Here is a 21,599-nt window from a genome sequence, read left to right on the forward strand (position 1 = left end):
CGAGGGGTGTTGTGTGCCGGAACCCGGTTTTCGAATACGAGTTCGATAACCTGGCGTGACGCGACCACGCGGTGATCGGGAACGAGAAGGGGGTGCCAGGGCTATGGTGCGGCGCATCGATGTGACCGGATACGACGGTGTACGTCTCGCGGCGTGGGAATTCGCCGATCCGCCCAAGGAGAGCGCGGAGGCGGCGCGAGCGCCCGGGATCTTAATGCTCCACGGACTGATGGGCCGGGCCGCCCACTGGGCCTCCACGGCCCGCTGGCTCGCCGAGCGCCACCGGGCGTTCGGGCTCGACCAGCGCGGGCACGGCCGCAGCGAGAAGCCGGCCGAAGGCCCGTACACCCGCGACGCCTACGTCGCGGACGCCGAGGCCGCGATCGAACAGCTCGGTCTCGCCCCCGTCACCCTCGTCGGACACTCGATGGGCGCCCTCACCGCCTGGCAGCTCGCCGCGAAGCGCCCCGATCTCGTCCGGGCCCTGGTCATCTGCGACATGAGGGCCTCCGCCCTCGGGGCCGCCTCCCAGCGCGAGTGGGAGGACTGGTTCAACGCCTGGCCCGTCCCCTTCGCGACGCTCTCCGACGTACGCAAGTGGTTCGGCGAGGACGACCCCTGGGTGGAGCGGCCCAACCCCGCCCGCGGCGAGTTCTTCGCCGAGGTGATGGCGGAGCGGGCCGACGGCTGGCGCCCCGTCTTCTCCCGTCGGCAGATGCTGGAGTCCCGGGCGACCTGGGTCTTCGAGGCGCACTGGGACGAGCTGGCCCAGGTCCGCTGCCCGACCCTGGTCCTGCGCGGCCTCGACGGCGAGCTGGGAAGGGCGGAGGCCCAGGAGATGGTCCGCGTCCTGCCGCGTGGCCAGTACGCGGAGGTCGCCGACGCCGGCCATCTCGTCCACTACGACCGGCCGGAGGGCTGGCGGGCCGCGGTGGAACCCTTCCTGGAGCAGCTCGCCGAGGACTTCCGCGAGGACCGCGAACCGGTCTCGCCGTAACCCCCCCCGCGGTCAGCCCTTGCTGACCGCGGTCAGGATCTCCGGGAGCCGGCGCGCCGTGCGGGGCGCGGCCAGCCGTACCCCGGCCCAGCCGATGAGCGCCCCGTACACCGCCCCCACCGGCAGCACCAGCCACAGCCGGCCCTGCTGGTCGCTCACGTGCAGCGCGATCGTGAGGGCGAGGACCGGTGCGCAGAGCAGCGCCGCCGACACCATCCCGCCGAGGACCGAGATCCAGGCGAGCCCTGCCTGCCCCGGCGCCGCGTTCTTGAACGCGCCGTCCTGGGGGATCGAGTACGGGAACATCGCGGAGGCCAGCGCACCGGTCGCCAGCATCGCGCCCAGTACGGCGAGGGACACCCCCAGCGCCCCGGGCAACGCCCCCCAGTCCCCGAGCACCGCGGCCGTCAGCACGTTGACGAGGACCGTGAACGGCAGCGTGATCAGCAGCAACGCCAGCGCCCGCGCCCGGAGTTCCGCATAGGCGTCCCGGGTCGAGGAGATCGTCAGGGTCACCATCCAGAAGGCGGAGGTGTCCTGGCCGAACTGGTTGTACATCTGGATGCCCAGCATCCCGGCCGCGAAGCTGGTGAAGTACACCGAGCCGGTGCCCTGAAGCGCGTTGAGCAGCGGGACGATCAGGCCGATCGCCAGCGCCGTCACCCAGGCCGCCTTCGTCTTCGGGTCCCGTGCCACGTACCGCAGGCTGCGCTCCATCACCGTGCCCGTGCGCCCCTCCGGCAGCAGCGCGAAGAGCCCGGAACGGCCCGGTCCGGACGTCGTGCGGGCCGGCTCGGCCGCCGCGAGCGTGGAGCCGTCCGGTGCCGTCATCAGCTTCGTCAGACTCCGCTGCCACATCCACACCAGGGCGACCAGCGCGAGTACGGAGATCAGCAGCTGAAGGGCGGCCCGCCCGTACGCCCCCTCCGACGCGGAGCCCACCGCGCCGATCGCCGAGGCGGGCGGCAGCCAGCCCACGACGTCGGCGGCCGGTTCCAGGGAGGAGAGCCCACCGGCCCGGCCGAGCCGCTGCATGCCGAAGTTGACGAACTGGAAGCCCACCGCGATCACCAGCCCGCTGAGCACCGCCAGATCACGGCCCTTGCGGGAGGTCAGCAGCCGGACGTTGGCCGTGGCGACGGACCGTGCCAGCGCGACACAGACCAGCAGCGTCAGCGGGACCGCTATCACCCCGGTCACCGCGGCCGCCGCCCCGTGCGCGACGGCGACGGCCGAGCCGAGGCCGAGGCAGAGCGTGAACAGCGGCCCGATGCCGATCAGCGAGGCCACCAGCAGCGCGCCGATCAGCGGGCGGGGCCGCAGCGGCAGCATCACCAGACGGCTCGGGTCGAGCGTCTCGTCACCGCTCGGGAAGAACAGCGGCATCACGGCCCAGCCGACCGCCAGCAGGCCGGTCAGCAGCACCACGAGGGCGTCCGCGTGGGCGGTGCCGCGCAGGGCGACCAGGCCGATCACCTGGGCGACGGCCAGCAGCAGCGCGAACACCATGGACGAGATGTACGCGGCCTTCCGGCCGGACGACTGGCGCAGTCCGTTGCGCAGCAGCGTCAGCTTGAGCCGTACGAAGACGGAGACGATCCCCTCGCTCCGGCCGGCCGGAGCGGCGGTCCCCACAGGGGCGTCGAGCACGGTCATCGGGTGCCGCCCAGCCAGTCCAGGGAGTCCCCGGTGTCACGGCCGCCCGCGCCGACCAGTTCGAGGAAGGCGTTCTGGAGGGAGGGCGCGTCGCCCCGTACCTCGGCGAGCGTGCCCTGGGCGCGAATCCGGCCCGCCACCATGACGGCCACCCAGTCGCACAGCGACTCGACCAGTTCCATCACATGGCTGGAGAAGACGACGGTCGCGCCGGACCGGGTGTACCGCTCCAGGACCCCGCGGATCGTCTGTGCGGACACCGGGTCGACACCCTCGAACGGCTCGTCGAGGAAGAGCACTTCCGGGTTGTGCAGCAGCGCGGCGGCGAGCCCGATCTTCTTCCGCATCCCGGTCGAGTAGTCCACGACGAGCTTGTGCTGCGAGCCCGCCAGGTCCAGCACGTCGAGCAGCTGGGTGGCCCGCTTGTCGACCTCGGCCCCCGGAAGCCCGCGCAACCTGCCCGTGTACGCGAGGAGTTCGCGCCCCGAGAGCCGCTCGAAGAGGCGCAGGCCCTCCGGAAGCACCCCGATCCGGGACTTCACCTCGACCGGGTCCAGCCACACGTCGTGGCCGCCGACCTCGATTTTCCCCATGTCGGGCCGGAGCAGTCCCGTCACCATCGAGAGCGTGGTGGTCTTCCCCGCACCGTTGGGTCCCACGAGTCCGATGAACTTGCCCGCGGGCAGCTCCAGATCGATCCCCGCGACCGCGGTCTGTTCCCCGAACCGCTTCCACAGCCCCTGAACGCGCACGGCGGGCGGCGCTGTCCGCGCACCGCCCGCCTCAAGGACCCCTCCGGCGCCCGCACTTCCGTGCGCCGCGGCCCTGTTCTCTGCTGTGGTGTCTGCCTGGTCAGGCATGGCACTGCCTTTCGATATCCCCGATTGTGGGGACCACCCTACGAAAGGCGCGCCTTGGCGTCGGCAGCCTCCCGCGCACAGGCGTAGGCGAGCGGGCTGATCAGCTCCTCCGCGTCCGGCAGCCACCGGTTGGCGGGAGTGGGGCGCCGGGCCCACTGCACCGCTCCGCGGCCGCCGACACGGGTCGGCGGACCGGCCACGTAATGACCGTCGCCGCGGCTCACGAGATCGATGGCGTCGGCGTTCCACCCGAGGCTCCGTACGAGGTCGGCGGCCTTCGCGGCGGCGCCGGGCAGGACGAAGAACAGCATCCGGCGGTCGGGGGTGCAGGTCACGGGTCCGAGCGTCAGCGCCATCCGCTCCATCCGGGCCAGGGCCAGGAAGCCGGCCGACTCGGGGACGTCGATCGCGTCGAAGGTCCGTCCGGTCGGCAGGAGGATCGAGGACGTCGGCTGTTTCGACCACATCCTGCGGGCCGCGGCCGCGCTGCCTGTCGCCTGTCCCGCCCAGTCCGGACGGGTGGGGTGGGCTCCTGGCGCGACGCAGTCCGTGTCCCCGCACGAGCAGCGCTCCACCCCCTCGACGGCTTCGAGCCAGGTGCCCGGGAACACGTCCCAGTGCCGCTCTTCCGCATACCTCACTGCGGCGTCGAGCAGTTGCTCACCTCGCTGTTGGGGGACCTGTGCGGTTTCCGTGACTCCGATGGGCTCTTCCACGAACAACACAACTCCCGCCGCCACCTGGGGTTACGGGCGCGGCGCGCCCGGTCACGGTGCATCGATCCTGCATATGGGGCGCATCGAGGCATGGACGGGGGCGCGCGTGCGGCAGTGCATCGATGTGCGGGTAGCCACATACAGGAGTGTGTGACGACCCGTGCCGAGAAACCGCGACAGCTCGTACCGAATGCCGATGAATATGCGCATTTCTTGTATATCTGCCGGGCAGTGATGCCTTCACCGATCACTGCGGTCTCAGGGGGAAACATGGCAGCCAGACCTCTCGTCGCCCGCCAGCCGAACGAACGGCTCCAGACGCTCATTCAGGAGGCCGCCTGCTCCAACGCCGGCCTCGCCCGCCGCGTCAACATGGTCGGAGCCGAGCGCGGGCTCGATCTCCGCTACGACAAGACGTCCGTCGCCCGGTGGCTGCGCGGACAGCAACCACGGGGCAGGGCACCGGGAATCATCGCCGAGGCGCTGGGCCGCAAGCTCGGCCGTACGGTCACGATCGACGAGATCGGCATGGCCAACGGCAAGAACCTCGCCTCGGGCGTGGGCCTCCAGTTCGCCCCCACCGTGCTCGGCGCGATCGAGCAGGTCTGCGAGCTGTGGCGCAGCGACGTGGGGCGGCGCGATCTGCTCACCGGATCGGCGGTGGCCGCCTCCGCCCTCGTCGAACCAAGCCGCGACTGGCTGATCACCGGCGCCGACCCCCAGGTGGCCCGGGCCGCGGGCGCCCGCGTCGGTATGCCCGATGTGGAGGCGGTGCGGGCGATGACGGCCGCGCTCGTCGACCTGGACCACCGGTTCGGCAGCGGACACGTGCGGCCGGTCCTGGTGCACTACCTCAACAGCGTGGTGTCCGGGCTGCTTTCGGGGGCGTACCGCGAAGCGGTCGGCCGGGAGCTGTTCGGGGCCGTGGCACGGCTGACCGAACTCGCCGGGTACATGGCGGTGGACACCGGTCAGCCGGGGCTCGCCCAGCGGTACTACATCCAGGCGCTGCGGCTGGCCCAGGCGGCGGGCGACCGCGCCTACGGCGGCTATGTGCTGGCCGCTTCGATGAGCCATCTCGCCGCGCAGCTCGGCAATCCGAGGGAGATCGCGCAGCTCGCGCGGGCCGCGCAGGAGGGTGCGCGGGGGCGGGTGACCCCGCGGGCGGAGGCGATGTTCCACGCCGCGGAGGCGCGCGGGCACGCGCTGATGGGCGATGCCCGCACCTGTCAGGTGGTGGCGGGCCGCGCGCTGAAGGCGCTGGAGCACGCGGAGTCGGACAGCGGGGACGACCCGCCGTGGATCGCGCACTTCGACGCGGGCTACCTCGCGGACGAACTGGCGCACTGCCACCGGGATCTGGGGCAGGGCGAGGCGGCCGCCCGCCGGGCGACGGAGGCCCTGGCCGCGCTGCCGGAGTCCAAGGCCCGGCGCCGGGGCATCGGGCTGGTGCTGCTGGCGAGCGCGCAGGTGCAGATGAGAGAGGTGGAGCAGGCGTGCCATACGGGAAACCGGGCGGTGGACCTGCTGGCGACGGTGCGTTCCAGCCGGGGTGCGGAGTATCTCGATGACCTCCAGCAGCGGCTCCTGCCGTACGGGGACGAGCCCGCGGTGCGTGAGTTCGGCGCCCGGCTGGAGCTCCAGGCCGCGTAGCGACGCCTTCGGGAGGCCGCCCGCCGGGATGAACCGGGACAGCGGGGCGCAGGGTCCCATGTGAAGGGGTGGTGAGCGGTATCACGCGCTTGGCGGAGTGCGGCAACCACCCGATAGCGTGGGCCGACGATTCCGTAGGTTGACACGTAGGAGTCCCGGTGACGCAGAGCGGACAGGGTGACGAACAGCAGTCCCCTGCTGTACGGCCCGCGCACGAAGGTGTCGTGCTGCCCGCGGAGGGCGGTGCGCCCTGGACCGCGGGCCCGCCCGCGGCAGGGCCGGCCGATCAGGCCGTCCCCGCGGGAGGGCAGCCGTGGGGATCGCCCTGGGGCCCCCAGGGCGGCCAGCCGCAGGCCCCGGACGCTCCGGCCCCCGGGCAGCTGCCGCCGGCCCGGCAGGACGGACAGCTGCCGCCCGCACAGCCGTACGCGGGCGGGCAGCCCGGTCCGTACGGGAACGCGCCGTCGCAGCCCCAGCCGGGGGCGTATCCCGCGCAGCCGGGGCCGTACCAGCAGCAGGGCCAGTACCCGCAGCCCGGCCAGTACCAGCAGCAGGGGCCGTACGGGCCGCAGCACGGCCAGTACGCGACCCAGCAGCAGCCCGATGGCGCCTACCAGCCCCAGCCTCACGCGCAGAACCCGTCGCAGCCCCTGCCGTACGCGCAGCCGCTGCCCCCGGAGGCCGTTCCGGGTCTCGCGCCGGCGGCCGGCGGGGACGCGGACGCCACGCAGTTCATCGCGCCCGTGCCCGGCGGTCCCGGTGGGCTGCCGCCCGAGCGCCCCGCCGATTCCACCCGGTTCCTGGGGCAGGCGGCGCCGGGTGAGGCCGAAGCGACCCAGCTCATACCCCCGGTGCCCGGTGGGGCTCCGTACGGGATCAGACCCGGGACGCCCGGTGAGCGGCCGCCGCCCGCCGAGTTCGACAACCTGTTTCGCAGCGAGGCCCCTTCGGGCGCGACGCAGCAGATGCCGCACTTCGATCCCTCGCAGCAGCAGCACGCGCCGCACCAGCCGCCCCACGGCCCCCAGGGCTATCAGTCCGGACTCCAGGGCGTACAGGGCGCCCAGGGCATGCCGGAGCCGCAGCAGGACCACGAGCCGCCGCGCAAGCGGTCCGCGCACATCCCGCTGATCGCTGCGGTCGTCGTCGGCTGCGCCGTCATCGGACTCGGGGCGGGCGCCCTGATGAGCGGCGGCGAGGAGAAGCCGGACGACACGCAGCCGGTGGCCTCGCAGAGTTCGGCGGCCGAGCAGCCCAGCACGCAGCCGGCGGACCCCGCCGAGCCGCAGGCGCAGGCACTCGACAAGCTGCTCGCCGACAGCAACAACAGCCGGGCGGCCGTGATCAGCGCGGTCGAGAAGATCAAGTCGTGCCAGGCCCTGGACCAGGCCGCGAACGATCTGAAGGGTGCGGCCCAGCAGCGCCGCGACCTGGTGACCCGGCTCAAGGACCTCACGATCGACCAGCTGCCGCAGCACACCGAGCTGGCGTCCTCGCTGACGAAGGCCTGGCAGGCGTCCGCTTCCGCCGACGACCACTACGCCGCCTGGGCCGTTCAGGCCAAGAACAACAAGAAGATCTGCAAGGGCGGCCACGCCAGGTCGACCAACGAGACGGCGCAGGCGACCGTGCGCAGCGGCGAGGCCACCACGGCCAAGCGGCAGGCGTCCGGGCTGTGGAACTCCGTCGCGACGAAGTACGGGCTGACGAAGCGCACCCCGCAGGAGCTCTGAGGCAGTGATGCGGAAGGCCCGGTTCCGGAGATCCGGAACCGGGCCTTCCGTGCGAACCGGCAGGCGTCAGCGGTGTCAGCTGACGCTGCGGGCGTCCGACAGGGTCTTCGAGACGTCAACGAAGCCCTTCCTGTCGGCGACGAGGCGACCGTCGCGTACCACCTGGAACGTCACCTGCCCGTTGACGATGCGCGGGTACGTCGAGGTGCCGAGCATGTCGTTGAACCGCCAGCGCAGCACCGGGGTGAGCCCGCCGGTGTCCACCTCGGTGCCCCGGTTGAGGCTGGCCGAGACCTTTCCCGAGGTGATCCGCGGCTCCTCGATCTCCTCGATGACGGCCCTCAGCACGGTGTACGCGATCCAGGTGGTCTGCACACCGGTGTCCTCGGGGTCGACCCGGTTGTCGGCGAACGCGTACTGGCGGATCACCCGGCGCATCTCGGCCCAGCGGGAGTCGTTCGAGTCCGGGTACCAGCCGGTGACGTACGCACCCTCGAACGGGCTGTTCCGCCCGCCCGTGCGGTCGATGAGCGGCTGGCCGACGCTGCCGAGGACGGACGAGACGCGCACCCGGCTGCCCTCCGGTTCGAGCCTGCGGAAGGAGTCGAAGAACGTCTCCGTACGGTCGCCGAGCACCGCCGTCACGCAGCCGTCGCCGGCCTTCTCCAGTGCCTCGGCGGCCTGTTCGTCGTACGACGTGGCCTCCTCCGGAGCCAGGATGTCGACGGACTTGGGCCGACGGGACTCGGCGAGGCTGGTGTTGAGGAGCGGCGGCATTCCGTCGCCACTGATCGAGTCGGGCCGCACGAGGGAGACGCGCTCGCAACCGGCCGCCAGCTGCTTGCCGTTGCCCGCCAGCAGTGCGGGCTGGCCGCCGTTGACCGGGTAGGAGTTGTAGCTCGTGAACTCCTCGCTGGAAGCCCCGTATCCGCCGACGTACGGGATTCCGGCGGCCTCCAGCGGGGCCATGAACGCCTGCCCGTGCCGGCTGTACGAGCCGACCACCGCCGCCGCGTCCTGCTTGACCGCCTCCCGGGCACACCTTCCCGCGCCGAGCAGGGTGTCGCCCTCGTCGCAGGTGACCACCCGCAGCTCGTGCCCGTCGATGCCGCCCTGGTCGTTGACCCAGCGGGCGTATGCCGTCGCCATGGCCGTGACGCCCGCCGTCTTCTGGGGCGAGCCGTCCGCCGCGCGGTCGGGGGCCCAGGTCATCACGGTCACGGTCTCCGCTGAGCTCCCCGAGGCCCCGGGGAGTACACCGCAGCCGGAGGTGAGCAGCGCCCCGGCGGCGGCCGTGGCGGTCAGGAGTCGGAAGGGGCGGAGTGGGGTGAGGCATCGCCGTCCGGTCATGGGAATGAACATTTCCGGTCCCGGGGTAACGCCGCTGTGTGCTGCGCGCAACGCTCGGTGACGTCCAGGTGAATTACGGGGGGCCGTCCGCACACAAGGAAAGGGAACGTACGATCGACAACCGTGCAGCAAGGTTCGGAGAACTCTTCCCGTCGCGGCCGTCGCTCCTCCACCATGGGCGGCATGCCGCTCAATGACATGCCCTGGTGGCGCTGGCGCAGCAACGTGCGCTCGGCGCTGCACATGCTCTCCGACCCCGTCTTCCACCACGAGTGCTGGCTGGCGGGCCGGGAGGGGTACGGCGACGTCACCGACGCCGTGTACCGCCTGGTCGAGGACACCTGGCTGGACAACTGGTCCGCCGAGAAATACGTCGGCACGATCTTCCGCGACTCCGCCGAGGCCGCCCTCGTGGACGTCGCCGCGCTCCGCGTGCTGCGGATCATGCACCAGGTCGGCGCCGACGCCCCCGTGTCCGCCTATCTGGAGCACCACGGCTGGCCGGAGGCCGTACGGGCAGCCCGCGAGGCCCATGTGATGCTCGCCACGAACGACGGCGAGGACCCGGACACTCCGCCGCGCTCGCTGGACGTGCTCCGCATCATGACCAGATCGGCCTGAGAGGGGGCGGGTGTGGCACCCTACGGGCATGACCGCGCCGCAGCCTGCCGATTCCGTCCCCGCCGCTGCCTCGGACGCCGAGTCCGAGCAGTACATCCTCACGCTCTCCTGCCCTGACAAACAGGGCATCGTGCACGCCGTGTCGAGCTATCTCTTCATGACCGGCTGCAACATCGAGGACAGCCAGCAGTTCGGGGACCACGACACCGGTCTGTTCTTCATGCGCGTCCACTTCTCGGCGGACGCCGGGGTGACGGCCGAGAAGCTGCGGGCCAGCTTCGCCGCGATCGGCGACTCGTTCCGGATGGACTGGCAGATCCACCGCTCGTCGGACCGGATGCGGATCGTGCTGATGGTGAGCAGGTTCGGGCACTGCCTCAACGACCTGCTGTTCCGTTCGAGCAGCGGTGCGCTGCCCGTGGAGATCGCGGCCGTCGTCTCCAACCACAAGGACTTCGCGGAGCTCGTCTCCTCGTACGGTGTGCCCTTCCGGCACATCCCGGTGACCAAGGAGACGAAGGCGGACGCGGAGGCGCAGCTGCTGGAGCTGGTCCGCGAGGAGGGCGTCGAGCTGGTCGTGCTCGCCCGCTACATGCAGGTGCTCTCGGACGATCTCTGCAAGCAGCTGAGCGGCCGGATCATCAACATCCACCACTCGTTCCTGCCGAGCTTCAAGGGTGCGAAGCCGTACCACCAGGCGCATGCGCGTGGTGTGAAGCTGATCGGCGCGACCGCGCACTACGTGACGGCCGACCTCGACGAGGGGCCGATCATCGAGCAGGAGGTCGAGCGGGTCGGCCACGGTGTCACGCCGGACCAGCTGGTCGCCGTGGGCCGCGACGTGGAGTGCCAGGCGCTGGCGCGCGCGGTGAAGTGGCACGCGGAACGGCGCATCCTGCTGAACGGCCGCCGCACGGTGGTCTTCGCGTAGAGGGGGCGCGGGGTCGCTACAGGCGGCTCAGCGACGCGGCGGCGAAGAGTACGTCGCGGATCGCCTCGCGGTCGCCCTCCTGGCCCGCCGCCGCTTCCACCGGGGAGATGTGGCCCGCGACGAGCTGGCAGAACTCCACGCCGTCCAGGGCCACTTGCGCGACCACATGGGCGGGGGAACCGACCGCCGCGGGTGAGTCCAGGGCGATGTACCAGTCACCACCGCCGAGGCCCTCGATCTCCAGGTGGAGCGAGCGGCCCGGGGAACCGGCCGTGACGAGGTGGCGGGCCGGTTCCGCCAGGCCCGTGCGCCGGCGCTCGGCGAGAGCGGCCGGCAGCATCCGGGCGGACAGGTCGATCATCCGGTGGAGGTGCGCCGGGGACGGTGCCTCGTACGGATAGTCCACCGCGGCCGCGATGTCACCGCCGTGCACCCAGCACTCGAAGGCCCGGTCGAGCAGGGAGTCCTGGAGCGGCAGGGCGAAGTCCCCGTACGGGACGGAGAGTTCCGCGACGCCGCGGCCCGCGAAGGACACCGTCCGGATGAGTGTGTGGGTCTGGTCGCGCCACGGCTCGCGGACGGTGCGGGTCAACGGCCGATAAGCGGCTGCCCAGTATGTTTCGGTCCGCTCGGCGGGCGACCGGGGCCGTTCACCGCTGCCGAGCGGGTCTTCGAGGCCGAGCGCCGTGGAGACCAGACCGTCGACGGTCATCAGATGCCCTATGACTCCGGCCACCGTCGTCTTGCGGTTCACGGCACGCTCGCCCTCGAACCACCTCAGCCGGACCGGGGCGTGCCACTCCGCGTCCCCGATGTCGCGGAGCAGGGCGTCGAGCCGGGCGGTCTCCGCGTCGTACGGAGTGGCCCAGGCGGGCACCGGGATCCTGGCCGGCCGACGGCCCAGGCAGCCTTCGATGACCCTGGAGCGGAGCAGCGGGTCGAGGTCCAGGCTGCGGTCCGTGTGCAGGAGACCCACGGCGTCGCGCAGCCGCAGGGCCTCGTCCGCACAGGGCGCGCACCCGGTGAGGTGCTCCTCGACGGCCGCTGTCTCCTCGGCGGAGCAGGCGGCCAGGGCCCAGGCGCCCAGCAGGGCCTTGAGGACCCGGTGGGAGAGGGCGGGCGACGACGGTGATGCCACGGAGTGTTCCGGTTCCGGTCTCGGAGCCGGGGTGCGCTCCTCGGGAGGGGAGGCGGGGGCGGCGGGAGGCTGGGGGAGCGAGGGTGCGGAGGCCGGGTCGAGGTCGTCGGCGGCGGCCCGCTGACCGGGGATGCGCCGGGCGTCCCTGACCTCCTCGTCCCGCTCCTCGCCCTCGCGGCCGGCGCCGTCATGACCGCTGTCCTCGTGGCCGCTCACAGCGACCGCCCGTATCCCGGCGGGGAGAACCCCTCCAGCGGGCGGGTGTTCGCGGTGGAGAGCAGCTGGAGGCCGAGCCGCAGCCGTCGCCTGGCCTCGTCCTCGGTGACTCCGAGGTCGGCGGCGGTCTGGCGGTAGTCCCGGCGCTGGATGTAGGCGAGCTCCAAGGCGGCGCGCAGGGGTGCGGGCATGGAGGCCACGATGTAGTCGGCGCGGGCCGCGGCCGTGGCCCTGCGGACCCGCTCCTCCAGATCCTCCGGTCCCGGTGCGCCGGCCTCGTCGTCCTCGGAGGTCCCGTACGGGGAGACCTCCGCTTCGCGCAGGCGCTGCACGGACTGGCGGTGGGTGAGCCGGGTCACCCAGGACCTCATCGAGCCCTGCTTGGGGTCGTAGGCGTCCGGGTTCTCCCAGACGTAGCCGAACACCTCGCGGGTCACCAGGTCGGCGGCGTCCTCGTCGTCCAGCATCCGGTGGGCCTGGCTGTGGACGAGTGAGGCGAAACGGTCGTAGAGCTCGCCGAGGGCCGCCGCCTCGCCCCGCGCCAGCCGCTGCTGCATCCGGCGGTCCCAGCGGGGTGGTGCGTCCTTTGCCATGAATCCCCCAGCCCTGTGCCCCTCGTCACGTCGAATGTAGTCGCGCGCACCGTCCGGGACGGGCCTTTGCACCAAGTAAGCCCAAGTACGCCCCCCGCTGCGGCCCCGGATGATAGGGAAACTGTGCGCATTCGGCGTTTCGTGGTGGTAGAGATGGGCAGCCGCGATAAGGAACTGAAACTTCCGGATCGCCGGGCTCCCTGAAGGAGAGGTCCAGTCGCGTGACGTTGAAGGTGGACGAGACCGAGCAGGGCGCGTGGACCGTGCTGCGCATACATGGTGAACTCGATCTGGTGAGCTCACCCGTCGTACGCCAGTCCGTCCACGGGGCGGTGGCGGAGGGCCAGCACGATGTGGTGCTCGATCTCACCGGGGTGTTCTTCTGCGATTCCAGCGGCGTCGGTGTGCTGATCGCCTCCCGCCGCCTGATGAAGTCCTGCGGGGGCCGGCTGCGGCTGGTCCTCCCGGCCCGCGGCGCGGAGGACGGCTCCCACGTCAACAAGGTGCTCGGGGCCCTGGGAGTGCGCAGGCTCTTCGAGGTCTACCCCGACGCGGCCGCGGCGATCGTGGACGAAGCCCATCCGCTCTCGGCGTGACACTCCGATTCAACACCATGTTGTAACACCGGCAGCCTCCGTTAGTGACACGTGACGCCTGTCGGCGTCGTACGCTCCCCGCATGGACAGCGCAGAGTACGAGCGCAAGATCGCGCACCGTTTCGCCGCCTTCGACCAGGACGGCAACGGCTATATCGATCGCGCCGATTTCAACGCCGCAGCGGCCCGGCTGCTCAACGAGTTCGGTACGACGGCCCGCTGCGACAAGGGCCAGGCGCTCTATACGGGGGCCGAGGCCTTCTGGCAGGGCATGGCGGGCATCGCGGACGTGGACGGGGACCAGCGGGTCAACCGTGAGGAGTTCGTCGGCGGGGCGGTGAAGCGATTGCGTGACAGTCCGGAGCGCTTCGCGGAGATCGCCCGCCCCTTCCTGCGCGCGGCGATCGCCGTCGCCGACAACGAGAACGACGGGGCCGCGTCGGTCGCGGCCGTCGAGCGGGCGCTGCGGGTGCTCGGTGCCGACGCCGAGACCGCGCGCAGCGCCGCCCGGCAGCTGGACACCGACCAGGACGGCCGGGTGGCGGAGGCGGAGGCGGTCGACGCGTTCGCCTCGTACTTCACGGTGATCCTGCCGGACGCGTAGCGGGGGCGCCGGGCGGGGCCGGGCGGCCCCGCCCGCGGGCCGGGAGGGTTCTCAGGCGAATCTTTCGCGCAGTTTGTACTTGAGCACCTTGCGCAGGGCCTCGTTGCGGGGCAGCGCGTCCAGCACTTCCAGCTGTTCGGGCAGTTTGTGCACCGACAGGCCCTGGGCCCGCAGATGGCTGGTGATCTCCGTCAGGGTCAGCGGCGCGGCCCCGGCGGGCTGCTCGACGACCGCGCAGACGCGCTCCCCGCGCTCCGGGTCCGGCAGGCCGATCACCGCCGCGTCGCCCACCCCGGGGTGGGAGTGCAGCAGGTCCTCGATCTCCTTGGCGGAGATGTTCTCGCCCTTGCGGATGATGACGTCCTTGATCCTGCCGGTGAGGGTGAGATGTCCGCTCTCCCGCAGATGGCCGAGGTCGCCGGTGATCAGGAAGCCCTCGGCGTCGAAGACCGGGGCGGCGGCCTCCGGATTCAGATACCCCTGGCAGACGGCCTCGCCCCGCAGCCGTACCTCGCCGTCCGTGCCGTGCGGCAGGGGTGTGCCCTCCCCGTCCGTGATCCGTATCTCCATACCGGCGGGCGGCCGGCCCTCCGTCGTGGCGAGGTGCTCCGCCGTGTCGTCCGGGGTGCCCATGGTGATCATGGGGACCTCGGTCATCCCGTAGCCGTGGGTCAGCCGCACACCCATCTCCCGTACGACCGCGTGGTAGAGCTCGGGCGGCTTCGGCGCCCCGCCGCCCGCGAGCAGGCGCAGGGTCGGGACGAGCGGGCGGCCGGGGTCCTTGCGCTGCTCGGCCAGGAACATCGAGTAGAACGCCGTCGAGCCGCCGGCCACCGTCACCCCGTGGCGCCGGTACTCCGCCAGCGCGCCGGGCAGGGCGAACTGCTCGAAGAGCACGGCGGGGAAGCCGTACAGCAGCAGCATCACGGCGTAGTCGGGTCCGCCGATATGGGCGAACGGGAACGCGACCGAGCCGACGTCGTCCGCCGTCAGGCGCAGCGCGTGGGCCAGGCAGGAGCCGCCCGCGATGAGGCTGCGGTCGGTGTGCAGCACGCCCTTGGGGTCGGAGGTCGTGCCCGAGGTCCAGTAGATCCAGCGCGGCGCAGTGCCCTCGGTGGGCGGGGGCGGCAGGACGGCGGGGTCGCCGTCCGGAAGTGACGCGTACGCCTCGAAGACCAGCGGGGGGCGTTCGAGCTCCGCCGCCAGCCGGTGGGCCATCGCGGTGTGGTCGAAGCCGCGCCAGGTGCCGGGTACGGCGAAGAACGCGGCCTTCGACTCGCGCAGCGCGAACCCCGTCTCGCGGTCCCGGTAGAAGGGGATCACCGGCGTCTGTACGGCTCCGAGGCGGGTGAGGGCGAAGGAGAGCAGCACCGTTTCGAGCCGGGTCGGCAGTTGCCAGGCGACGACGCTGCCGGGCCGCACCCCCAGCCCGTGGAGGCCTGCCGCGACGCGTTCGCACCGGTCCCGGAGCTCGCCGAAGGTCAGGGTGCGGTCGTCCTGGAGGAGCACGGGGCGGTCCGGGGTCAGGGCGGCCCTGCGTTCGATCAGTTCCCAGAAGGTGCGGGAGGCGCCCAGGGCGTGTGCGGTGTCGGTCACGACGGTCCCCTCGTAGCTGACGGTAAGTCAGATAGTGCGGAGAGCGTAGGACTCCGCGCCTTGTCGGTCCAGGGGTGCGGGGCTAGCCTGGGAGCCGTGACTGAATCTGACGACCCATCAGATACGTGCAGTGCGCGCCGGAGGGAACACCATGACGGAACTGCCCCGGATCGTCAGCGTCGACGACCACGTCATCGAGCCACCGCACCTCTTTTCGACCTGGCTGCCCGCCAAGTACCGCGAACGCGGGCCGCGGCCGCTCACCGCCGGCATCGGTGAGCTGGCGTACACGGGAGGCAGGTACGTCATCACGATGGACCCGGAAGGACCGCCCACCGACTGGTGGATCTACGAGGACCTGAAGTTCCCGTACAAGCGCAACATCGCGGCGGTCGGCTTCGACCGCGACGACATGACGCTGGAGGGCATCACCCGGGCGGAGATGCGGCGCGGCTGCTGGGACCCCGCCGAACGGCTCAGGGACATGGACCTCAACCACGTCGAGGCGAGCCTCTGCTTCCCGACCTTCCCCCGCTTCTGCGGCCAGACCTTCGCCGAGGCGCACGACAAGGAGGTCGCCCTCGCCTGCGTCCGCGCCTACAACGACTGGATGGTCGAGGAGTGGTGCGGCGACAGCGGCGGCAGGCTGATCCCGCTCTGCATCATCCCGCTCTGGGACATCGGCCTGGCGGTCGCGGAGATCAGGCGCAACGCCGCGCGCGGGGTGCGGGCGGTGACCTTCTCCGAGATCCCCACGCACCTGGGGCTGCCCTCGATCCACAGCGGCTACTGGGACCCGTTCTTCGCGGTCTGCCAGGAGACCGGCACGGTCGTGAACATGCACATCGGGTCCAGCTCGCAGATGCCCGCCGCGTCCCCCGACGCACCGCCCGCCGTGCAGGCCGCTCTCTCCTTCAACAACGCGATGGCCTCGATGATGGACTTCCTGTTCAGCGGGGTGCTGGTGAGGTTCCCGACGCTGAAGCTCGCCTACAGCGAGGGCCAGATGGGCTGGATCCCGTACGCGCTCGAACGCGCCGACGACGTGTGGGAGGAGCACCGGGCCTGGGGCGGGGTGCGCGACCTGATCCCCGAGCCGCCCTCCACGTACTACTACCGGCAGATGTTCTGCTGCTTCTTCCGCGACAAGCACGGAGTGGCGTCCCTCGACGTCGTCGGGCGCGACAACGCCACCTTCGAGACGGACTACCCGCACGTCGACTCCACGTTCCCGCACACCAAGGAGGTCGCGCTCGACCACGTCAAGGGACTGGACGACGAGACCGTCTACAAACTGATGCGCGGAAACGCCATCCGCATGCTGGGTCTGGACCTCGACCGGTGACCGATCTGTCGTACAGCGAGGAGGAGCAGGACTTCCGGGCGCGGCTGCGGGCGTGGCTCGCCGGGGTGCTCCCCGGGCTGCCCCCGAAGCCCTCGCCCGACGACTGGCCGGGGCGACGGGCGTACGACACGGCCTGGCAGCGGATGCTGTACGACGCCGGGTACGCGGGTCTGCACTGGCCCGTCGACGCGGGCGGGCAGGGGGCGACGCCGACCCGGCAGCTGATCTTCCTGGAGGAGACGGAGAAGGCCGGGGCCCCCTATGTGGGGGCGAACTTCGTCGGGCTGCTGCACGCCGGGCCGACGGTGGCGGCGGAGGGGACCGCCTCGCAGCGGGCCCGCTGGCTGCCGCCGGTCCTGCGGGGCGAGGAGATCTGGTGCCAGGGCTTCTCGGAGCCCGGAGCGGGCTCCGACCTGGCGGCGCTGCGGACCCGCGCCGTGCGCGACGGCGACCACTACGTCGTCAGCGGCCAGAAGATCTGGACCTCGCACGCGGAGGTCGCCGACTGGTGCGAGCTGCTGGTGCGTACGGACCCGGCCGCGCCGAAACACCGGGGCATCAGCTGGCTCGCGATGCCCATGGACGCGCCCGGCGTCACCGTCCGCCCGCTGCGGACGCTCGCCGGGTCCACCGAATTCGCCGAGCTGTTCCTCGACGAGGTGCGGGTGCCGGTCTCCCACCGCGTGGGCGAGGAGAACGACGGGTGGCGGATCACCATGGTCACCCTCTCGTTCGAGCGCGGTACGGCGTTCGTCGGCGAGGTCGTCGCCTGCCGGCGCACGCTGGCGGACCTGGCCGCCGCGGCCCGTGCGTCGGGGCGGTGGGACGACGCGGTACTGCGCCGGAGGCTCGGGCGGCTGAACGCCGAATTCCGGGCCCTGTGGCGGCTCACCCAGTGGAACGTCAGCGAGGCGCAGCGCAGCGGTGGTGTGCCGGGCGCCGGGGGCTCCGTCTTCAAGCTGCGCTACTCGCAGGCGCGCCAGGAGCTGTACGAGGCGGCGGCCGAGGTGCTCGGGGCGGATGCCTGGGACCTGGACCGGGAATGGGTGCTGGACCGGCTCTCCTCCCTCTCGTACACGATCGCCGCCGGCACCTCGCAGATCCAGCGGAACATCGTCGCCGAGCGGATACTCGGCCTGCCGAAGGGGCGCTGAGCGACTGTGGACTTCTCGCTGTCGGAGGACCAGCGGGCCTTGCGCTCGGGGGTGCGGGAGCTGCTCAGCGGCCGGTTCGGCAGGGAGCGGATGCGGGCGGCCGTGGAGTGTGGGGGAGGTGTCGACCGGGGGCTGTGGGCGGAGCTCGGCGAGGCCGGGTTCTTCGCGCTGCGGCTGCCGGAGGCCGAGGGCGGGGTGGGGCTCGGGCTGCCCGAATCCGTACTGCTGTTCGAGGAGGCGGGGCGGATGCTGCTGCCCGGGCCCCTTGTCGCCACGCAGCTGGCCGCCGGGGTGGTGAAGGGTGCGGCGGAGGGCCGGGTCGTGGTGTCGGTCGCGGACGGGAACGGGCCGGTGGCCGCGCTCGGGGACGCGGACGCGCTGCTGGTGCTGGGGGACGGGGTTTCCCTGGTGGCCGGGGAGCCGCTGCGGGACGCCGTGCGGGCGGCGGTTCCCCTGCGTTCACTCGATCCGCTCACGACGCTGCACCGGGTGGCCCGGCCCCTGGCCGGCGCTGAGCCGCAGCCCGCGCTCTCCCTGCCCGCCCTGCGGTACGAAGGCGCCCTGCTCACCGCCGCCGAACAGCTCGGCAGCTCCGCCCGGACCACGGAAACGGCGGTGCAACACGCCCGTGGGCGTGAACAGTTCGGCGCCGCGATCGGTTCCTTCCAGGCGGTCAAACATCTCTGCGCCCAGATGCTGGTCCGTACGGAACTGGCCCGCGCGGCCGTCTACGCGGCGGCCGTGACCGGGGACCCGGTCGAGACGGCGGCCGCCAAGCTGCTGGCCGACGAGGCCGCGGTGGGCAACGCCCGGGACTGCCTCCAGGTGCACGGCGGCATGGGTTTCACCTGGGAGGCAGATGTTCACCTGCATCTCAAGCGGGCCTGGCTCCGCTCCGGAAGCTGGCTGACCGCGGCGGAAGCGGAAGAGGCTCTGGCGGGCGATCTGGGCGCTGCGGACCGGGCGGAACAGGGCTGAGGGGCGTCCGGTGGATCATGACCGGGCTTTGGGGTGGGCTGTCACGCAGTGCAGCCGGTCCGCGTCGATACCGGGTTGTGTCCTTTGCGTGATTCGTCACCGGCCGGAGTCGGCGCCGGGCTCGGGTACGCTCCGTTGGATGCGAGTGGTTGTGGAACCGGACGATCCGGGTGTTGCCTGTGCGGCGACTCCGGTTCGGGTGCGGTGCCCTGCTCGCGGTCCGAGGAGCTGTGCCGGGACTGGCCGGGAAGCGATTCCCAGGATGCCGGTGCTCTCCTGTTCGACTCCCCGCAATGCGCGTCGCACAGTATGCAGCACGCGTACTCCTTCGCGCTGGAATATGCCCGAAGCGCTTGTTGCGGTGACTGTACGTCAACCATGCTGTCTCGCAAGGGAATCACGTTCCGTGACCCTGAGGAGGCGCGAGGCGATGTGTCCGCCGGTTCGGATGGTGTGAGCGGTGCAGGTGCTTCAGGTTCAGCTGGAGGTCGGGCCGGATCCCGCGGAAGTGGGGCGGGCCCGCAGATGGGCGCGGTCGAGGCTGGTCGGGTCCGGAATAGGAGACGACGAGCCACTCGCGGAGACGCTCATTCTGCTGATCTCGGAGCTGGTCACCAACGCGGTCGTCCACACCGGTTGTCCGGCCGTGCTGCGGATGCTCTTCGGCTCGACCGGAGCCGCGGGGACGGTCCGGGTCGAGGTCGCCGACGCGAGCGGCTGCCCGCCACGGCCGCGGCACGCCGAGGGCGATGACACCAACGGCCGCGGCCTGGAGCTGGTGGACGGCCTCGCGGACCGCTGGGGCTGGCAGCCGGAAGGCGCCGGGAAGCAGATCTGGTGCGAGGTCGACAGCTGCGTGCCGCTGACGACACCGGCGGCCGTGGTCCCGGCGGTGCCCGTGGTGGTGCCGGGAACGTCGTTCGGTGTTCAGATGACGGCGACCGGGGCGACCGGAGTGCCGGTGGCGCCGGTGAACGGCTCGGGCATCGCACAGAGCAGGAACGCGTAACGCCTGTCCTGCGCACAGGCTGTGGACAAGGTTTCGAGATTCCAGTTCTGACCCTGGAGCATGCCCATCTCGACGAGGTCGAGGGCGTGCACCGGCAACCAGAGATTCTCGATCTCCGGCGGGAAGATCTCGAACGTCAGGGTGTCGTTGGCGACCGCGGCCACATCCCGCGCGTGGAACCACTCGGGCGTGCGCACCGAGAGACCGGGTGACGGGTAGGCGTACGCGTGCCTGTCGCCCGCCAGGTACACCTGGATCTGTCCCGTCCGTACGAGCACGATGTCACCGGCCCGGACCTGGACGCCCGCGAACTCCTCCGCCGCGTCCAGGTCCTCCGGTGTCACTGCGTGGTCGCCGGGCAGCCGGTCGACGCCGTGGGCGCGGGCGACGTCCAGCAGGACCCCGCGCGAGACGAGCGGCGGCGCGGAGACGATCGAGCTGAACTGCGCTCCGCCGTGCGCGGTGACGGTGCCGGCCGGGCGCCCGTTGTAGATCTTCCCGCCGTGCGAGGCATGGGTGAGCGCGTCCCAGTGGGTGGCCGACTGGAGGCCCATGGTCACGGCGTCGTCGCTGGTGGCGACGGTCCCGGGCCCGAAGAGCTCCTGGTTGATCTGGACCATCGTGTGCAGCGGGTTGACCCGCCCCGGGATCAGTCCGCTCTGCACGCCGTCCTGCTGGAGCGGGAGCGCGAGCGGTATCCGGCGGCCCGTGCGGACGGTGGCCGCGGCCTCCCGTACGACCTCGGCGGTGATCAGGTTGAGCGTCCCGATCTCGTCGTCGGCGCCCCAGCGGCCCCAGTTGTTCACCCGCTTCGCGATGGCGTGGAACTCGGGCGGCAAGGACATGGGGGCCTCCTGGGGCTTGTGCCGGGGCATCGGACTACCCGTAAAATCTAACGGTCCGTCAGAAACCGCGGGAAGGGGCCGGGCATGGGGAACTTCTTGGCAGGCAAGGTGGTCGCCGTCACGGGGGCGGGCCGCGGCATCGGGCGGGCCGTCGCACGCGCGGCCGCCGCCGACGGGGCGAAGGTCGTCGTCAACGACTACGGGGTCTCCGTGGAGGGAGGCGAGCCGACGAGTCAGATCGCCGCATCCGTCGTCGAGGAGATCGAGGCTGCGGGCGGCGAAGCGGTCGCGGTCGCCGACGACATCTCCACGATGGCCGGCGGCCAGCGGATCGTGGACACGGCACTCGCACGGTACGGGCGCATCGACGGGGTCGTCTGCGTGGCCGGGATCCTGCGGGAACGGATGCTGTTCAACATGTCCGAGGAGGAGTGGGACCCGGTGGTCGCCACGCACCTCAAGGGCACGTTCACGGTCTTCCGGGCCGCGGCGGCGGTGATGCGGAAACAGGAGGGCGGCGGCACGCTGATCGGCTTCACCAGTGGCAACCACCAGGGGAGCGTGGCGCAGGCCAACTACAGCGCGGCGAAGGGCGGGATCATCTCGCTGGTACGGAGCGCGGCGCTCGGCCTGCACAAGTACGGGGTCACGGCGAACGCGGTCGCGCCGGTGGCGCGGACCCGGATGTCCGCGAACGTCCCCATGGAGCTCAAGGAGATCGGTGAGCCGGAGGACGTGGCCGCGCTCGTCGTCTACCTGCTGAGCGAGCGGGCCCGCGCGGAAGGGATCACGGGACAGGTGTACACCGTGGCCGGACCGAAGATCGCGGTCTGGGCGCAGCCGCGGGAGTTGCGGGCGGGGTACGCCGAGGGGGCGTGGACGCCGGAGCGGATCGCGGACTTCCTGCCCGGGACGGTGGGGATGGACCCGATGCCGATGCTGGAGCGGGTGGCGGAGATGGCGGCGGCCGCGGCGTCCCGCGCCCGCCCGAACACCTGAGGGGCGACG

Annotated in this window: 20 protein-coding genes; 12 read left to right on the forward strand and 8 right to left on the reverse strand. The window is 71.7% G+C overall.

The features are described from left to right. Positions 1-103 precede the first annotated feature (103 nt). Positions 104-997, forward strand: a complete 894-nt coding sequence (locus AC07FA_RS23140) for an alpha/beta fold hydrolase (protein WP_479077903.1) — start codon at positions 104-106, stop codon at positions 995-997. 12 nt (positions 998-1,009) lie between these two features. On the opposite strand, the gene AC07FA_RS23145 is transcribed toward AC07FA_RS23140, so the two are convergent. From AC07FA_RS23145 to AC07FA_RS23155, 3 genes are read right to left on the reverse strand one after another with little or no spacing between them, the layout of a single operon-like run. Further along, the gene (locus AC07FA_RS23145) at positions 1,010-2,653 is read right to left on the reverse strand and encodes a transporter (protein ID WP_479077904.1); all 1,644 of its coding nucleotides are present in this window, start codon (positions 2,651-2,653) and stop codon (positions 1,010-1,012) included. Then, positions 2,650-3,513, reverse strand: coding sequence for an ABC transporter ATP-binding protein (locus AC07FA_RS23150; protein WP_479077905.1), 864 nt, complete (start codon positions 3,511-3,513; stop codon positions 2,650-2,652). The genes AC07FA_RS23145 and AC07FA_RS23150 overlap by 4 nt, the downstream gene beginning before the upstream one ends. 38 nt (positions 3,514-3,551) lie before the next feature. After that, the gene (locus tag AC07FA_RS23155; RefSeq protein ID WP_479077906.1) at positions 3,552-4,238 is read right to left on the reverse strand and encodes a bifunctional DNA primase/polymerase; all 687 of its coding nucleotides are present in this window, start codon (positions 4,236-4,238) and stop codon (positions 3,552-3,554) included. 261 nt (positions 4,239-4,499) lie between these two features. Between AC07FA_RS23155 and AC07FA_RS23160 the strand changes: the two genes are divergently transcribed. After that, a complete protein-coding gene (locus AC07FA_RS23160; RefSeq protein ID WP_479077908.1) occupies positions 4,500-5,882 on the forward strand; it encodes a transcriptional regulator in 1,383 nt (460 codons plus the stop codon). A 158-nt stretch (positions 5,883-6,040) separates the two neighbouring features. Then, the gene (locus AC07FA_RS23165) at positions 6,041-7,615 is read left to right on the forward strand and encodes a hypothetical protein (RefSeq protein WP_479077910.1); all 1,575 of its coding nucleotides are present in this window, start codon (positions 6,041-6,043) and stop codon (positions 7,613-7,615) included. Between the two features lie 75 nt (positions 7,616-7,690). Here AC07FA_RS23165 and AC07FA_RS23170 read toward each other — a convergent pair whose 3' ends face one another. After that, positions 7,691-8,965 (reverse strand): ABC transporter substrate-binding protein, encoded by a 1,275-nt coding sequence (locus tag AC07FA_RS23170; RefSeq protein WP_479077911.1) that lies wholly within the window; start codon positions 8,963-8,965, stop codon positions 7,691-7,693. Between the two features lie 174 nt (positions 8,966-9,139). Here AC07FA_RS23170 and AC07FA_RS23175 point away from each other — a divergent pair, with 174 nt between their 5' ends. Then, a complete protein-coding gene (locus AC07FA_RS23175) occupies positions 9,140-9,586 on the forward strand; it encodes an SCO4402 family protein (protein ID WP_479078263.1) in 447 nt (148 codons plus the stop codon). 28 nt (positions 9,587-9,614) lie between these two features. After that, a complete protein-coding gene (gene purU, locus AC07FA_RS23180; RefSeq protein WP_479077912.1) occupies positions 9,615-10,517 on the forward strand; it encodes a formyltetrahydrofolate deformylase in 903 nt (300 codons plus the stop codon). A 16-nt stretch (positions 10,518-10,533) separates the two neighbouring features. On the opposite strand, the gene AC07FA_RS23185 is transcribed toward purU, so the two are convergent. Together AC07FA_RS23185 and AC07FA_RS23190 are read right to left on the reverse strand one after the other, a co-directional pair. Then, positions 10,534-11,871, reverse strand: a complete 1,338-nt coding sequence (locus AC07FA_RS23185) for a zf-HC2 domain-containing protein (protein WP_479077913.1) — start codon at positions 11,869-11,871, stop codon at positions 10,534-10,536. After that, a complete protein-coding gene (locus AC07FA_RS23190; RefSeq protein WP_479077914.1) occupies positions 11,868-12,464 on the reverse strand; it encodes an RNA polymerase sigma factor in 597 nt (198 codons plus the stop codon). Before AC07FA_RS23190 ends, AC07FA_RS23185 begins: the two co-directional genes overlap by 4 nt. Positions 12,465-12,685: 221 nt before the next feature. Here AC07FA_RS23190 and AC07FA_RS23195 point away from each other — a divergent pair, with 221 nt between their 5' ends. Both AC07FA_RS23195 and AC07FA_RS23200 read left to right on the forward strand, forming a co-directional pair. After that, positions 12,686-13,060: an STAS domain-containing protein gene (locus AC07FA_RS23195; protein ID WP_479077916.1), complete on the forward strand. Its 375-nt coding sequence runs from the start codon at positions 12,686-12,688 to the stop codon at positions 13,058-13,060. A gap of 82 nt (positions 13,061-13,142) precedes the next feature. Continuing rightward, positions 13,143-13,664, forward strand: coding sequence for an EF-hand domain-containing protein (locus AC07FA_RS23200; protein WP_479077917.1), 522 nt, complete (start codon positions 13,143-13,145; stop codon positions 13,662-13,664). A 51-nt stretch (positions 13,665-13,715) separates the two neighbouring features. Here AC07FA_RS23200 and AC07FA_RS23205 read toward each other — a convergent pair whose 3' ends face one another. Further along, complete coding sequence (locus AC07FA_RS23205; RefSeq protein ID WP_479077919.1) at positions 13,716-15,260, reverse strand: class I adenylate-forming enzyme family protein; 1,545 nt, start codon at positions 15,258-15,260, stop codon at positions 13,716-13,718. A 151-nt stretch (positions 15,261-15,411) separates the two neighbouring features. Here AC07FA_RS23205 and AC07FA_RS23210 point away from each other — a divergent pair, with 151 nt between their 5' ends. From AC07FA_RS23210 to AC07FA_RS23225, 4 genes are all read left to right on the forward strand, one after another. Beyond that, positions 15,412-16,605, forward strand: a complete 1,194-nt coding sequence (locus AC07FA_RS23210; RefSeq protein ID WP_479077920.1) for an amidohydrolase family protein — start codon at positions 15,412-15,414, stop codon at positions 16,603-16,605. After that, positions 16,602-17,759, forward strand: coding sequence for an acyl-CoA dehydrogenase (locus tag AC07FA_RS23215; protein WP_479077921.1), 1,158 nt, complete (start codon positions 16,602-16,604; stop codon positions 17,757-17,759). Before AC07FA_RS23210 ends, AC07FA_RS23215 begins: the two co-directional genes overlap by 4 nt. 6 nt (positions 17,760-17,765) lie before the next feature. Next, positions 17,766-18,737, forward strand: a complete 972-nt coding sequence (locus AC07FA_RS23220) for an acyl-CoA dehydrogenase family protein (RefSeq protein ID WP_479077922.1) — start codon at positions 17,766-17,768, stop codon at positions 18,735-18,737. A gap of 460 nt (positions 18,738-19,197) precedes the next feature. Beyond that, entirely contained in the window at positions 19,198-19,746 is a 549-nt protein-coding gene (locus AC07FA_RS23225) for an ATP-binding protein (protein ID WP_479077923.1), read from the forward strand. On the opposite strand, the gene AC07FA_RS23230 is transcribed toward AC07FA_RS23225, so the two are convergent. After that, positions 19,665-20,591, reverse strand: coding sequence for a cyclase family protein (locus AC07FA_RS23230; protein ID WP_479077924.1), 927 nt, complete (start codon positions 20,589-20,591; stop codon positions 19,665-19,667). The two genes, AC07FA_RS23225 and AC07FA_RS23230, sit on opposite strands and share 82 nt — an antisense overlap. An 84-nt stretch (positions 20,592-20,675) precedes the next feature. On the opposite strand from AC07FA_RS23230, the gene AC07FA_RS23235 reads away from it, so the two are divergent. Beyond that, on the forward strand, positions 20,676-21,590 hold the full coding sequence (locus AC07FA_RS23235; RefSeq protein ID WP_479077925.1) for an SDR family oxidoreductase: 915 nt from the start codon (positions 20,676-20,678) through the stop codon (positions 21,588-21,590). Positions 21,591-21,599: the final 9 nt, after the last annotated feature.

It is taken from the genome of Streptomyces sp. NPDC045968 (genome assembly GCF_056430475.1).